This is a genomic window from uncultured Serinicoccus sp., from assembly GCF_947487915.1.
Taxonomy (GTDB): domain Bacteria; phylum Actinomycetota; class Actinomycetes; order Actinomycetales; family Dermatophilaceae; genus Ornithinicoccus.
On the sequence record NZ_CANKYH010000007.1, the window covers coordinates 255,265 to 268,813 of the forward strand.

Consider the following 13,549-nt stretch of genomic DNA (forward strand, 5'->3'; position numbering starts at 1 on the left):
GCGGACGTGCCACCCCGTGCCCGCACGAAGACCAGCCAAGGAAGGCAACCGCCGTGCTCGAACCAGCCAGCCGGTACACCGGCTACCGCTCGTACAGCTATCTCGAGGAGGGCAGGGACTACAAGTCCTTCGACCTCGCCCCCGAGCTCGACCGTGTCCCGGCCTACGCCGGTGGCGACCTCACCGACGACCAGCGCGAACGGGTCGGCCGGCTGCTGGACGAGTGCATCGTGGTGTCCACCCACGACCATCCGACGCGCTTCCCCAGCGACATCGACCAGACCATCGACTACAACCGGACCGGTCGCCACCGGACCGGCTACGAGGGCCTGGCGCGCTCGGGCATGACCGCGGTCATCGACAACTTCATGGACGGCACCGCCTGCGTCACCAGCCAGGCCGGCTGGAAGTGGACGGACATCATCGCCGACCTGGGCCTGCGGTTCTCCGACCTCGCCCACCAGGACTACGTCATCAAGGCCGAGACCGTCGCGGACATCCACGCGGCGAAGGAGACGGGACGACTGGCCCTCATCGCCGGGCTGGAGGCGTCCACGCCGATCGAGAACGAGCTCGACCGTCTGGACATCCTCTACGGCTTCGGGGTGCGCCAGCTGGGCATCGCCTACAGCGAGGCCAACACCCTGGGCAGCGGCCTCAAGGAGCGTCATGACGGTGGGTTGACGGTGTTCGGTCGGCGGGCCGTGGAGCGGATGAACCGTCTGGGCATCGTCGTCGACGTCTCCCACTCCGGTGACCGGACCTCGCTGGAGACCATCGAGCACTCCACCAAGCCGATCATGATCACTCATGCCGGGGCCCGAGGAGTCTGGGACACCAACCGGATGAAGCCCGACGAGGTCATCAGGGCGTGTGCGGAACGAGGCGGGGTCATCGGACTGGAGGCTGCGCCGCATACGACGCTGTCGGCCGACCATCCCCGGCACTCCATCGAGTCCGTCATGGACCACTTCACCTACTGCGTCGACCTCGTCGGCATCGAGCACGTCGCCTTCGGGCCCGACACCCTCTTCGGGGACCACGTCGGCCTGCACGACCTGTTCTCCGGGGCTCTGTCGCTGGGCGAGGCCCATGCGGGGGTCGAGTACGAGCGTGTTCCGTACGTCGACGGCCTGGAGAACCCGGCCGAGTGCTTCTGGAACATCGTCGCGTGGCTCGTCAGCCACGACTACTCCGACGACGAGATCCGTGCCGTCGTCGGCGGCAACGCCATGCGTGTCATCGAGGAGGTCTGGGTCTGATGGGAAGCACGACAGGAAGAGCAGCGCGCACGCTGGCCATGTCCGTGGGTCTGTCAGCCCTCGTCCTCGCCGGATGTGTGCCGTCCAACCCCGACGCACCGGGTGAGGACTCGGCGGACGGGACCGGTGGCTCCGGTCAGCAGGCCGAGGACACCACGCTCAACATCGGGACCACCGCCGACGTCGTCAACTACAACCCTCTCGTCGGCAACAGCCGGACGGACACCTGGGTCACCAACCTCATGTACCCGCACATGATGACGCTGGACGACAGCGGCCAGAAGGTGCCGGCGCTGGCGACCGACTGGGGCTACTCGGAGGACGGGACGACGGCGTGGGTCGAGATCCGCGACGACATGGAGTGGACGGACGGCGAGGCGTTGGACGCCGATGACGTCGTCTTCACCATCGACGCCATCCAGGCGGAGCAGATCGGGACGGTGGCGGGCATGATCGGCGCCTACGAGAGCGCCGAGGCGGTCTCCCCCACCCGCGTGGAGTTCACCCTGTCCCGGCCGGACGGCGCGTTCCTGACCAGCGTCGGCTTCTGGATGCCGGTCGTGCCCGAGCACATCTTCGGGGAGGTGGAGTCGGTCGCCGAGTTCGCCAACGACTCGGACTGGGTCTCCGCGGGCCCCTTCGTCCTCTCGACCGTCGAGCGGGGTCAGCGGTACGTCCTCGAGGCCGTCGACAACTACCCCCTGGTGGAGTCCGGGACGCCCAACGTCGACGAGGTGGTGTTCTCCGTCTACCCGGACGTCAACACCGAGGTCCTCGCCCTGCGCTCGGGCGAGCTCGACCTGATCGGCAACGCGCTCCCTCCGGCCGTCGCCGAGCAGCTGTCGTCCGACGAGAGCGTCGAGCTCTACACCGTCCCCTCCCTGGGGTGGGCGCACATGCAGTACAACATGCGCCGCCCACCGCTGGACGACGTCGACGTGCGACGGGCCCTGGCCCACGCCGTCGACTACGAGGCCATCCGCCAGGTCGTCCTCGGGGGCAACGCGATCTCCGCCGACTCCAGCGTGCTCACGCCCGTCTTCGAGCAGTGGCAGGACGGGCTGGACCTCGAGGAGTATGCCTACGACCCGGAGCAGTCACGCCAGCTGCTGGAGGACGCCGGCTACTCCGAGGAGGACCTCACGTTCGAGATGATCTACGACCAGGCCGACCCGATGATCTCCACGTGGGCCGAGCTGGTCCGCGACCAGAGCGCCGAGGCCGGGATCACCATCGAGCTGGCCGGGCTGGAGCGGAACACCTACCTGTCGCGCACCGCCGACCGTGACTTCGACATCTATGCCGGCTCCTGGGCCGTCATCGACGAGCCGCAGAGCAACTTCTCCCTGCTCTTCGCGCCCGACGGGTTCATCAACTACGCAGGTGTCGAGGATGCCGAGATCAACGAGCTCATGGAGGAGGCCTCCACCGCCCTCTCCCCCGAGGACGCGAAGGAGCCCCTCCAGGAGATCGCCCGCATCGTGCACGACCAGGTCTACGACAACGTCATGTATGTGGAGCAGTTCAACTTCGCGGCGTCCTCGAACTGGACGGGCTTCGAGCCCAAGCCCAGCGACCTGCTCTCCCTGGTGAACCCGCAGTCGCTGGCGCAGGCCAGCTCGGGCTGATCGATGGGCCTGCTGCGCTTCGTGTCCGTGCGCCTCCTCCGAGGGCTGCTGACCCTCTGGTTCGCCGTGACGGTCACGTTCTTCCTGGTGCGGCTGCTGCCGGGGGATCCTGCCCTGGCAGTGGCCAGCCCCACCATGACGGCTGACCAGCGCGCCCAGATGCTCTCGGACTTCGGGCTCGATGAGCCCCTCCTGGTCCAGTACGCGACCTACCTCGGCCAGCTCGCCCAGGGCAACCTGGGGATCTCCTTCCGGCAGAACGCGCCGGTCCTGGACATCCTCCTGGAACGGCTGCCGTGGACCCTGCTGCTGACCGGCTCCTCCCTGGTGGTCACGCTCATCGTCGGCGTGCCGCTCGCCGTGGCGGCGGCCCGCCGCCAGGGGTCGGCCCTGGACCGCGCCGTGCAGGTCGGCGGTGTCGTCGGCCAGGCCCTGTTCGTCCCCACGGTGGGCATCTTCCTGCTCTACGTCTTCGGCGTGTGGCTGGGATGGCTGCCGATCGGGGGCGCGATGGCGAGCGACGTCTACGGCCTCGCCGCCTACGGGAGCATCCTGGCGCACCTGGTGCTGCCGGGTCTGAGCCTGGTCCTGCTGCAGCTCGGTCCCTACGTGCTGTTCCTGCGGACCAGCCTCATCGAGGCGCTGTCCGAGGACTACACCAACGTGGCCCGGTCCAAGGGGGTGTCGGAGACCAAGGTCGTCTGGGTGCACGCGCTGCGCAACGCCCTGCTGCCGACCGTCACGCTCGTGGGCCTGCAGCTCGGATTCCTCGTGGGCGGTTCGGTGCTGACCGAGACCATCTTCGCCTACCCCGGCATCGGGCGGGCGATCTACGAGTCCGTGGGCCAGCTCGACTTCCCGGTGATGCAGGGAGCCTTCGTCCTCCTCGCGGCCACGGTGGTGGTGGCGAACCTGCTCACCGACCTCATGTACGGACTACTGGATCCGAGGGTGCGACAGACATGAGCATCATCCCGCCCAGCGGCACCGCCGAGGACGCCCGCGAGGGTATGCGGACGGAGGCCGTCTCTCCCCGGAGCCGGACCTGGCGCGCCTTCGTCCGCAACCCGTTCGGGCTCGTCTCGCTGGCCGTCCTGTTCCTCATCGTCGCGGTCGCGCTCGCCGCACCGCTCATCGCGGGCGAGCCCGGCGGCTACAGCGCCGACGTGCTCGCACCGCCCTCGGCCGAGCACTGGCTCGGCACGGACAACATCGGGCGCGACGTCTACAACCAGATCGTCTGGGGTGCGCGTACCAGCTTGGCCGTGGGCCTCGGAGCGTCCGCCCTCGCGATCGTGCTGGGCGCGGCCGTCGGCATCGGCGCGGCATACTTCCGGCGCCTGGACACGCCCCTGGGCATGCTCATCGACGTCATGCTCTCCCTGCCCATCCTCCCGCTGATGATCCTCGTGGCGGCTCTGGCCGGCCCCAGCATCTCGACCCTGGTCGTCGTGATCGCCGTCTTCTCCTGGCCCGAGGTCGCCCGCGTGGTCCGGTCGCAGGCCCTGCCGGTGGTGGATCTGACGTATGTCAACGCCGCCCACGTCATCGGCGCCCCCAACCGGTGGGTGCTGCTGCGGCACGTGCTGCCGGCCGTCACTCCCGTCATCGTCGTGTCGGTCGTGCTGACTGCCTCGCGGGCCGTCCTCAGCGAGGCAGGCCTGTCCTTCCTCGGCCTGGGCGACCCCTCGAGCTGGTCGTGGGGCACGATCCTCTACAACGCCCAGCGCAGCGGGGTCCTGGCCTCGGCCTGGTGGACCGCACTGTTCCCCTCGCTCGCCATCCTGCTGCTCGTGGTCGCAGCAACCCTGACCTCCCTGGCCTACAACGACGCCCGCAACCCCCGCACCCGAGGTGACTCTGCCCGATGACTCTGTCCCACCGACTTCCCCGGTCCTTCTACGACCAGCTCCATGCGCGCCTGCGCGACCGGCTGCACCAGAGCGGGCTGGACGCCATCCTGGTGGACGACTGGCGCGACGTCGCCTATCTCTGCGGGTTCTTCCACCACCCCAACGAGCGACCCGGCGCCGTCTGGATCTCCGGCGACCGCGTCGTGCTCCTCGTGCCGGAGCTCGAGCGCGAGCACGCCCTGGCCCAGGGAGCGGCCGTGGACGAGGTGGTCGCCTTCGCCGAGTTCCCCGGGCGGGAGAGCCCGTTCCAGGTCCTCGCCCGGACCGTCGGGACGCACGGCCGGTGGGGGCACTCCCCGACCCTGTCCACCGGCCGCCTGGCCGAGCTCCAGGAGGTCTTCGACGGCGTCACCTGGACCATGTCGGGGGTCGTCGACGCCCTGCGGCTCATCAAGCAGCCGGAGGAGGTCGTCCTCCACCGCGCGGCTGCCCAGCTCGGCGACGTCATGCTGACGGCGGGCCGCTCCCTCATCGAGGCCGCGCTCGAAGAGGACGACCCGCTCCCCACCGAGTCCCAGCTCGCGGACCACGTCGTCCGCGAGGGCGCCCGCTGGATGTACTCCACCCACGACGACATCGTCGTCGTGCCCATGCTGACGGGAGGCCTCGTCTACGCGGGCGAGAACACCGCCTTCCCCCACGGGCTGCCGTCCAAGACCAGGCTCGAGAAGGGCGACACGGTGATCCTCTCCCTCGGGGGAGCCGTGGGCGGTCGGTATGCCGAGAGCGAGCGGACCTTCTTCATCGGTGAGCCCAGCACGGAGCAGCTGCGCTACTTCACGACCGACCACCGCGCGCAGGAGGTCGGGACCCAGGCCATACGCCCCGGGGTCTCGTGCCGAGAGGTGAACGAGCAGTGCCTGGACGTCATCCGGGACGCCGGACTGGCCGAGTTCATCCGGCACCGCCAGGGCCACGGCATCGGCCTGAACTTCCACGAGGCGCCCTGGCTGGAGGACGGGGACACCACCGAGATCCAGCCGGGCATGGTGCTGTCCAGCGAGCCGGGCATCTACGTCCCCGGCCACGCGGGCTACCGCATCTCCGACACCGTCCTGGTCACCGAGGACGGCCACGAGCGCCTGACCACCTACCCCCGAGACCTCGACGACATCATCATCGCCGCCTGACTAGGAGCATCATGATCCTCACCATCAACGACGCCGACCTCGACGTGGAGCTGCTCGGCGGGGACGACCCGACCAAGCCGCTGCTCATCGCCCACCACGGCGCCCCCGGTCTCGGGTCGCGCGCCGAGCCCGAGCTGGCCTTCGGCCCGCTGTCCGACCTCTTCCGGGTCTTGGTCTTCGACGCCCGGGGCAGCGGGAAGAGCTCCGACACCCCGCCCTACACCCACGAGCAGTGGGTGGCCGACGTCGACGCGCTGCGCGAGTGGGCCGGGGCCGAGACCTTCGTCATGGCCGGCGGCTCCTACGGCGGCTTCATCTCCATGGAGTATGCGGTGCGGCACCCGCAGCGGCTGCGTGCGCTGGTGCTGCGCGACACCTCGGCCGACCACGAGCACAACGACCTCGCGATCGCGAACGCCCGCGCGTCCGACCGGGTCGACATCGACGAGGACCGGCTGATGCGGATGATGGAGGGCCGGATCCGGGACGATGCGGACTTCCGGGAGTCGTGGCGCGAGCTCCTGCCGCTCTACGACTACGAGTACGACCCGGCCCAGCTCGACGCCCGGGTCGCCAGCGTGGACTACCACTTCGCGACCCACAACGCCGCCTTCTCGGAGAACCTGCACCACTACGATCTCAAGCCCCGGCTGGGCGAGATCACCTGTCCCACGCTGGTGACGGTCGGCCGGACGGACTGGATCACCCCGGTCTCGTGCAGCGAGACCATCGCCGGCCTCATCCCCGAGGCCCAGCTGGTCGTCTTCGAGAAGTCCGGCCACTCCCCGCCGCGCGAGGAGCCCGAGCTCTTCCAGCGCACCGTGCGGGACTTCCTGGTGCGGCACGCCCTGTCCTGAGTCCGGTCCGGGGTGTTGCACCATCGGCGCGGACCCGCGAGGGTGAGGTCCGTGCCAGACGACCACGCCCACGCTCCGCCCGACCCGGTCCGGTGACCCCCGCCACCACCGGCCACCGGGTGCTCGCCACCGCCGACAGCACGGCATACGCCTCCATCCGCAAGCGGCCCACCTCGCGGGCCGAGCGCTACGCCATGGGCAAGGCGCTGCGCAAGCAGGTGCCGCGCAAGAGTCTGGGTGACTGGGCTCCCCGGTCGGGGCGGCCGGACCCGGTGGCGCTGATCCAGGAATCGCACGAAGGACGGCGCAGCGAGCTGGTCCCGGTGCGCGTGGACCGGATGATCACCAACCCCTACGGCTTCCTGCGGGGCACCGCCGTCGTCATGGCCGACGACGTCGCGCACCTGCCGGCCACCGGGATCATGCCGGTCATCGGCGGCGACGCCCACTTCGGCAACTTCGGGTTCTACGCCTCCCCCGAGGGCGAGCTCGTCATCGACCTCAACGACTTCGACGAGGCCCACCCCGGGTGCTGGGAGTGGGACCTGCGCCGCCTGGTCGCCAGCATCCACGTCGCCGGGCGCGCGAACGGCCTGTCCGAGAAGCAGTGCGAGGCTGCCGTGCGGGCCTGCGTCGCGGCATACCGCAGCGAGCTGAGGTTCCTGGCCGAGCAACCGCTGATGATGCGCTCCTACAACCGGCTCGACGTCCACCGGATGCACGAGACCGCGACCGAGAAGACCCTGCGCAAGGAGATCCACCGGTCCGCCAAGCGGGCCCGCAAGCGCACCAGCGACCGCGCGCTCCCGAAGTTCACGACCGAGCAGGCCGGGCGACGGAGGATCGTCGAGGACCCACCCACGATCACCCGGGTCAGCGACGCCGAGCGGGAGGCCCTGGCCGAGGCGCTCGACGGCTACCTGCTGACGCTCGCACCGCACTGGCGCCGGGTGGTCGGCGGCTACACCCTCGTCGACATCGCGCACAAGGTGGTCGGGGTCGGCAGCGTGGGGCTGCGCGCCTACGTCGCGCTGCTGGAGGGCAGCACCCCCGACGACGTGCTGTTCCTCCAGCTCAAGCAGGCCCGGCGCTCGGTCATCGCCCCCTACGTGCACGGCGACTCCGCGCTGCACGAGCACCAGGGCCAGCGGGTGGTCGAGTACCAGCAGGCGCTGCAGACGGTCAGCGACCCGCTGCTGGGGTGGGCCACCGTCGGCGACGACTACACCTACTACGTGCGCCAGTTCCGCAACAGCAAGGGCACCATCCCCCTGGACGCGATCGACGCGCCCGCCCTGGCCGACTACGCGGGCATCGTCGGTCACCTGCTCGCCAAGGGCCACGCCCGCACCAGCGGCGCCTCCATGATCGCGGGGTATGTCGGGGGCTCGGACAAGGTGGACGTCGCCCTCAGCCGGTTCGCCCGGTTGTATGCCGACCAGACCGAGGCCGACCACGCACAGCTGCTGGCCGCGGTCACCCGCGGCGAGCTCCCCGTCCACGAGGGCGCCCTGGACGGCGCGAGCTCCGCCTTCCGCCCCTGAGCGGTGCCTCGTCTACGCTCGACGGGTGAGCGTGGTGCCCCGGCAGACCGTGTCCTTCGACGACCAGTTCGCCCGAGAGCTGGGTCCGCTCGCCGTGCCGTGGCAGGCCGAGGAGACACCGGATCCCCGGCTGCTGCTGCTCAACGAGTCGCTGGCGGCCGAGCTGGGCCTCGAGCCGTCCTGGCTGCGCAGTCGCGAGGGTCTGCGGCTGCTGACGGGACACCTCGTTCCTGACGGCGCCACCCCGGTGGCGCAGGCCTACGCCGGGCACCAGTTCGGCGGATACTCGCCTCGCCTGGGTGACGGCCGGGCGCTCCTGCTCGGCGAGGTCGTCGGCACGGCGGGGCGCAGGGTCGACATCCACCTGAAGGGCTCCGGTCGCACACCCTTCGCCCGGGGCGGTGACGGCCTGGCCGCGGTCGGTCCGATGCTGCGCGAGTACGTCATCAGCGAGGCGATGCACGCCCTGGGCGTGCCGACCACACGGTCGCTGGCCGTGGTGGGCACCGGCCGGTCGGTGCAGCGAGAGACGCTGCTGCCCGGAGCGGTGCTCACGCGGGTCGCCTCCAGCCACCTGCGCGTGGGCACCTTCCAGTATGCCCGCGCCACCGGCGACACCGATCTCCTGCGACGCCTCGCCGACCACGCGATCAGCCGCCACCACCCCGACGCCGCCGCGGCCCAGAACCCCTACCGCGCGCTGTTCGAGGCGGTGATCTCCAGCCAGGCGCAGCTCGTCGCCCGGTGGATGCTGGTCGGGTTCGTCCACGGCGTGATGAACACGGACAACATGACGATCTCCGGGGAGACCATCGACTACGGACCGTGCGCCTTCATGGAGGCTGTCGACCCGGCGACGGTCTACAGCTCGATCGACACCGGCGGACGGTATGCCTACGGCAACCAGCCCGGCGTCGCCCAGTGGAACCTCGCTCGCCTCGCCGAGGCGCTGCTCCCCCTCCTGCACCCCGAGGAGGAGCAGGCGGTCGAGGTGGCGATGGGCTCCCTCGGCACGTTCTCAGCGCAGTTCGCCTCGGCCTGGGCCAGCGGTATGAGGGCCAAGCTGGGCCTGGCGGACTCCGTGAGCCCCGAGGTCGTCGAGCCGCTGGTCGCCGAGCTGCTGAGCCTGCTGCAGGACAACCACGTGGACCACACGTCGTTCTACCGCCGCCTCGGCGATGCGGCCCGCGGTGACGCCGAGCCGGCGCGAGGCCTATTCGTCGACCTGGCGGGTTTCGACGCCTGGGCCGAGCGGTGGCTCGCCCTCGACCCGCGGGCCGAGCTCATGGACCGGGTCAACCCCGTCTACATCCCCCGCAACCACCTGGTCGAGGAAGCCCTGGCGGCCGGCAGCGACGGCGACCTGGAACCGCTGGTGGGGCTCCTCGGCGCCGTCACCGACCCCTACCGCGAGCGCCCCGGCCTCGAGCGGTATGCCGAGCCGGCGCCGGCGGACTTCGGCCGCTACCGGACGTACTGCGGCACCTGAGCCGCCGGGGACGTGACGGCTCTGCCGGGAATCTCTGCACCAGGAGGTCCACCCCGCGGGGTCGACCTCACCTCCGGGGGACCAGCCAGGCGGCGGTGTCGTGCGCGAGCAAGGGTCCGTCGAGGGGGACGCTCGAGAGCAGGACGTCCCAGTCGGGATCCAGGGTGATCGGCTCGCCGGAGAGGTTCACGACGCAGCGCAGGTGGGGGCCGCGCTGGAAGTCGAGCACCTCCGTCGGCGACTCGCGCCAGGCGAAGTCGTCGGTCCGGAAGGCGGGCAGCTCGCGGCGCAGACGCAGCGCCCGCCGGTGGAGGTTGAGCGTCGATCCCGGGTCGGCGGTCTGGGCCTCGACGGTCAGGTCGGCCCAGCCTGCGGGCTGCGGGAGCCACGGCTGGGCGGTGGCGCCGTCGGGGCTGAAGCCGTAGGGCGGCTCGTCACCGTGCCACGGCAGCGGCACCCGACAGGCGTCGCGCCCGCGCAGCGTGTGCCCGGAGCGCTCGCAGATCGGGTCCTGGAGGCGGTCTTCGGGGATGTCGTCGACGCTGGGCAGCCCGAGCTCGTCACCCTGGTAGATGTAGGCCGTCCCCGGCAGCGCCAGCATGAGCAGGGCCGCGGCCCGGACCCGGCGGGTCCCGAGGGCCAGGTCGGAGGGGATGTCGGGGCTGACCCCGACCTCCGAGCTCGAGTCCGCGCGGCCATACCGCGTCGTCAGTCGCAACTCGTCGTGACTGCCCAGCACCCAGGTCGCGGTCGCCCCCACCGGCGCGAGGGTCTCGCGGGTCTCATCGATCACGCGGCGCAGCCCGGCGTCCCACGGGACCTTGAGGAACTCGAAGTTGAACGCAGTGTGGATCTCGTCCGGCGCGAGGTAGCGCACGAGCCGCTCCGGACTCGCCACGACCGCCTCCGCGACCAGGACGCGATCGCCGTCGTACTCCTCCGCCACGCGGCGCCACCGCTTGAAGATCTCATGCACGTCGTCGACGTCCCAGTGCGGGTTGCCGACCCACTCCCCCGACCTGAACCGCAGGTCGCCGCCGTAGTCGGCGTCCGGCAGGCCCGGAGTCTTGAAGAACGCCGGTGCGGCGTCGACGCGGATGCCGTCCACGCCTCGGTCGAACCAGAAACGCAGGATGCCGTCGAAGTCGCTCCTGACGTGGTCGTTGCTCCAGTTCAGGTCCGGTTGTTCAGGTGCGAAGGTATGCAGGTACCACTGCCCCGGCGTGCCGTCCGGGTTCGCGGTGCGCTCCCAGGCCGGCCCACCGAACGCGCTGATCCAGTTGTTCGGTGGCTCGCTGCCGTCAGGACCGCGCCCGTCGCGAAACACGAACCGCTCCCGCTCGGGCGACCCCTCGGGTGCCGCGAGCGCAGCCGTGAACCACGGATGGTCCAGGGCGGTGTGGTTCGCCACCATGTCGATGATGACCCGCATGCCCCGTGCGTGCGCCTCGGAGAGGAGCGCGACGGCGTCCTCGAGGCTGCCGTATCGCCGGTCGATACTGCAGTAGTCGGAGACGTCGTAGCCGCCGTCCGCCATCGGGGACGGAAACCACGGCGCGATCCAGAGGGCATCCACGCGGAGGTCCTGCAGATAACCCAGCCCGGCGCGGATGCCGTCCAGATCGCCCTCCCCGTCACCGCCCGAGTCCCGGAAGCTGCGCGGGTAGACCTCGTAGACCACAGCATCACGCCACCACGGCCGGTGCGAGCTGTCCACGGCGCCGCGCGCCTCGTCGGGCCGTCCGCCGACCGGCCCCGAGGACGACGGCTCGACCGCAGGAGATTCATTCACCGTCATGCCCCTTCTCAGACTGCCGGACTCGATGCCTGGGCCCAGAGGTTGCTCACCGGCCGGAGACGGCTCCTGTCACTTGTCCGGGTCTCAGGCGGCGGAGAGCCGCTCACCCTTGCAGCAGCGACTGCGCCCCATCGACCCACACCTCGGTGCCGCTGATGTGGCTGGCCGCGTCCGAGGCGAGGAAGGTCACCAGGTCGGCCACCTGCTGCGCCGAGCCGGGGGTCCCGTCGGTGAGCGGGATCTCCCCCTGCGGGAACTCGACCGGGATCTTGACGTCCTCGTTCGCTGCCCGCGTGTTGTCGTCGATCTCGGTGTCGATCGCCCCGGGGCACACCACGTTGAGACGGATCCTGCGCGGCCCGAGCTCGACCGCCAGCATCTTGGTCAGAGCGACCTGGCCCGCCTTGCTCGCGGAGTATGCCGTGGCACCAGAGTTGGAGAACACCCGCGTGCCGTTGACCGAGGAGACCACGACGACCGAGCCGCCGCCCTCGGCCAGGTGCGGCACCGCATGCTTGATCGTGAGGAACGTCCCGGTCAGGTTGATATCGACCGTGGACCGGAAGTCCTCGACCTCGAGGTCCTCGATGCCGGCCCACGTGCCGTTGACCCCGGCGTTGGCGACGACGACGTCGAGCCGCCCAAAGCGCTCCACGGTCTCCGAGACCATCCGGCGCGCATCCTCCTCCTCGCTGACGTCACCGGTCACCACCAGGGCCTGGGCGCCGGCGGCCTCCAGGTCGGCCGCGACCTCCTCCAGCTCCTCCCGGGTGCGACTGACCAGCGTGACGTGCGCACCCTGCGCAGCCAGCGCCCGTGCGCTCGCCTCACCGATGCCCGACCCCGCACCGGTGACCAGCGCGACCTTGCCCTTCAGCATGCTGTGCTCCTCTCCTGCCGTCGCTCGTGATGCGACGGCTCGACCCAACCTACGAGGTAGGCCAGCGCTCGGCAGTATGCGTAGCCAGTCCAGTGTCGCGTCCTAGTGTCAGGGGAGACCTGCGCCTGATGCGCCTGCGCCGATCGGTGCGGGGTGTGATGGTGGTAGCTGTTCTCGAGCGTCAACCGCCACACCTGACCCACCGCTCCACGGGAACCGCGGCTGATCAGTGACGAGTCCACGTGGCCCCCGAGCGGGGGTTTCATGCTGGCAGGGTGAAGCCACCTAGCCGCTGGCGCGGATGCGCAGCCGGTGACCGAGGGCGACCAGCCCGAAGCCGAAGGCGAAGATCGCCAGGGTGACCAGACCGTAGCTCCACGGGAAGACATCTGCTGCAAAGGTCTGCCCGGTAGTGCCGTCGACGGAGGGAAGGAGCAGATAGAGCGTCTGGAAGACGAAGGCCCACAGGTAGGCCACCGCATAGATCAGGTTGGCAGCCAGCCATGACCCCACGAGGAAGCCCAGCGGAAGAGCGGTCAGGATGGTGATGATGCCGATCACGGCTGGTCCTTCAGTCCATCACCGGCACCGGCCGGCGTTCGGTCGAGAACATCAGGACGATGGCGGCTACCGCGAGGAGGACGGAGGTAGCGACCAGAAGCCGCACCACGGGGGGCACGTCGACGAAGAACGCCGGGAGCGCGGTGAGCGTCGGGATGATGACGGCTCCGGCCGCGACCCTGAGTGCTGGCGCGCTGCCACGCCAGGCAAGCACGACGGCGACGACGCCGATCACGCCCACGACGGTGGAGAGCATCAGGACTACGTAGGGCGGGCCGACCTGACCCTCAGGCGTCGGCATGAGCACGCTGGGGATGGCGGTCAGGTTGAGCACGCCGGCGATGGCGAGACCGACCTTTTGACGGGTGGACGGGTTGTTCATGGTGACTCCCCTGGTGGGCGGAATGGATGAGACCACCGTGTGCCTGATCCTCCTCCCGGCGTCATGACCATCGTGCCCGGCATTGTTCCCTGGTGTCCTGCCCCG

Annotated in this window: 12 protein-coding genes; 8 read left to right on the forward strand and 4 right to left on the reverse strand. The window is 70.2% G+C overall.

The annotated features are described in order from the left end of the window. Positions 1 to 53 precede the first annotated feature (53 nt). The 8 genes from Q0795_RS11300 (at position 54) to Q0795_RS11335 (ending at position 9,823) form a co-directional block, all read left to right on the forward strand. Positions 54 to 1,262, forward strand: coding sequence for a membrane dipeptidase (locus Q0795_RS11300; protein ID WP_298889738.1), 1,209 nt, complete (start codon positions 54 to 56; stop codon positions 1,260 to 1,262). A gap of 38 nt (positions 1,263 to 1,300) precedes the next feature. Next, positions 1,301 to 2,890 carry an ABC transporter substrate-binding protein gene (locus Q0795_RS11305; protein ID WP_298889740.1) on the forward strand — a complete coding sequence of 530 codons (1,590 nt, stop codon included), beginning with the start codon at positions 1,301 to 1,303 and terminating at the stop codon, positions 2,888 to 2,890. A 3-nt stretch (positions 2,891 to 2,893) separates the two neighbouring features. Further along, the gene (locus tag Q0795_RS11310; RefSeq protein ID WP_298889742.1) at positions 2,894 to 3,856 is read left to right on the forward strand and encodes an ABC transporter permease; all 963 of its coding nucleotides are present in this window, start codon (positions 2,894 to 2,896) and stop codon (positions 3,854 to 3,856) included. Next, positions 3,853 to 4,761, forward strand: coding sequence for an ABC transporter permease (locus tag Q0795_RS11315; RefSeq protein WP_298889743.1), 909 nt, complete (start codon positions 3,853 to 3,855; stop codon positions 4,759 to 4,761). The genes Q0795_RS11310 and Q0795_RS11315 overlap by 4 nt, the downstream gene beginning before the upstream one ends. Next, the gene (locus Q0795_RS11320; RefSeq protein WP_298889745.1) at positions 4,758 to 5,933 is read left to right on the forward strand and encodes a Xaa-Pro peptidase family protein; all 1,176 of its coding nucleotides are present in this window, start codon (positions 4,758 to 4,760) and stop codon (positions 5,931 to 5,933) included. The genes Q0795_RS11315 and Q0795_RS11320 overlap by 4 nt, the downstream gene beginning before the upstream one ends. 11 nt (positions 5,934 to 5,944) lie before the next feature. Beyond that, a complete protein-coding gene (locus tag Q0795_RS11325; RefSeq protein WP_298889746.1) occupies positions 5,945 to 6,790 on the forward strand; it encodes an alpha/beta hydrolase in 846 nt (281 codons plus the stop codon). Between the two features lie 92 nt (positions 6,791 to 6,882). Next, on the forward strand, positions 6,883 to 8,334 hold the full coding sequence (locus Q0795_RS11330) for a DUF2252 domain-containing protein (RefSeq protein WP_298889747.1): 1,452 nt from the start codon (positions 6,883 to 6,885) through the stop codon (positions 8,332 to 8,334). A 25-nt stretch (positions 8,335 to 8,359) separates the two neighbouring features. Further along, complete coding sequence (locus Q0795_RS11335) at positions 8,360 to 9,823, forward strand: YdiU family protein (RefSeq protein WP_298889748.1); 1,464 nt, start codon at positions 8,360 to 8,362, stop codon at positions 9,821 to 9,823. A gap of 67 nt (positions 9,824 to 9,890) precedes the next feature. Here the strand turns inward: Q0795_RS11335 and Q0795_RS11340 are convergent, their stop codons facing one another. The 4 genes from Q0795_RS11340 to Q0795_RS11355 all read right to left on the reverse strand — a co-directional run bounded on the left by Q0795_RS11340 (position 9,891) and on the right by Q0795_RS11355 (position 13,444). Continuing rightward, on the reverse strand, positions 9,891 to 11,615 hold the full coding sequence (locus Q0795_RS11340) for a glycoside hydrolase family 13 protein (RefSeq protein WP_298889749.1): 1,725 nt from the start codon (positions 11,613 to 11,615) through the stop codon (positions 9,891 to 9,893). A 109-nt stretch (positions 11,616 to 11,724) separates the two neighbouring features. Continuing rightward, on the reverse strand, positions 11,725 to 12,501 hold the full coding sequence (locus tag Q0795_RS11345; RefSeq protein WP_298889750.1) for an SDR family NAD(P)-dependent oxidoreductase: 777 nt from the start codon (positions 12,499 to 12,501) through the stop codon (positions 11,725 to 11,727). A 285-nt stretch (positions 12,502 to 12,786) separates the two neighbouring features. Then, a complete protein-coding gene (locus tag Q0795_RS11350; protein WP_298889751.1) occupies positions 12,787 to 13,062 on the reverse strand; it encodes a hypothetical protein in 276 nt (91 codons plus the stop codon). A 10-nt stretch (positions 13,063 to 13,072) separates the two neighbouring features. Continuing rightward, positions 13,073 to 13,444, reverse strand: coding sequence for a hypothetical protein (locus tag Q0795_RS11355; protein ID WP_298889752.1), 372 nt, complete (start codon positions 13,442 to 13,444; stop codon positions 13,073 to 13,075). Positions 13,445 to 13,549 lie beyond the last annotated feature (105 nt).

What these genes read in the sequence shown, in the direction of transcription:
- Q0795_RS11305 (WP_298889740.1), top strand. Translation starts at nt 1,301, where the DNA reads ATGTCCGTGGGTCTGTCAGCCCTCGTCCTCGCCGGATGTGTGCCGTCC.
- Q0795_RS11310 (WP_298889742.1), top strand. Translation starts at nt 2,894, where the DNA reads ATGGGCCTGCTGCGCTTCGTGTCCGTGCGCCTCCTCCGAGGGCTGCTG.
- Q0795_RS11315 (WP_298889743.1), top strand. Translation starts at nt 3,853, where the DNA reads ATGAGCATCATCCCGCCCAGCGGCACCGCCGAGGACGCCCGCGAGGGT.
- Q0795_RS11320 (WP_298889745.1), top strand. Translation starts at nt 4,758, where the DNA reads ATGACTCTGTCCCACCGACTTCCCCGGTCCTTCTACGACCAGCTCCAT.
- Q0795_RS11325 (WP_298889746.1), top strand. Translation starts at nt 5,945, where the DNA reads ATGATCCTCACCATCAACGACGCCGACCTCGACGTGGAGCTGCTCGGC.
- Q0795_RS11345 (WP_298889750.1), bottom strand. Translation starts at nt 12,501, where the DNA reads ATGCTGAAGGGCAAGGTCGCGCTGGTCACCGGTGCGGGGTCGGGCATC.
- Q0795_RS11355 (WP_298889752.1), bottom strand. Translation starts at nt 13,444, where the DNA reads ATGAACAACCCGTCCACCCGTCAAAAGGTCGGTCTCGCCATCGCCGGC.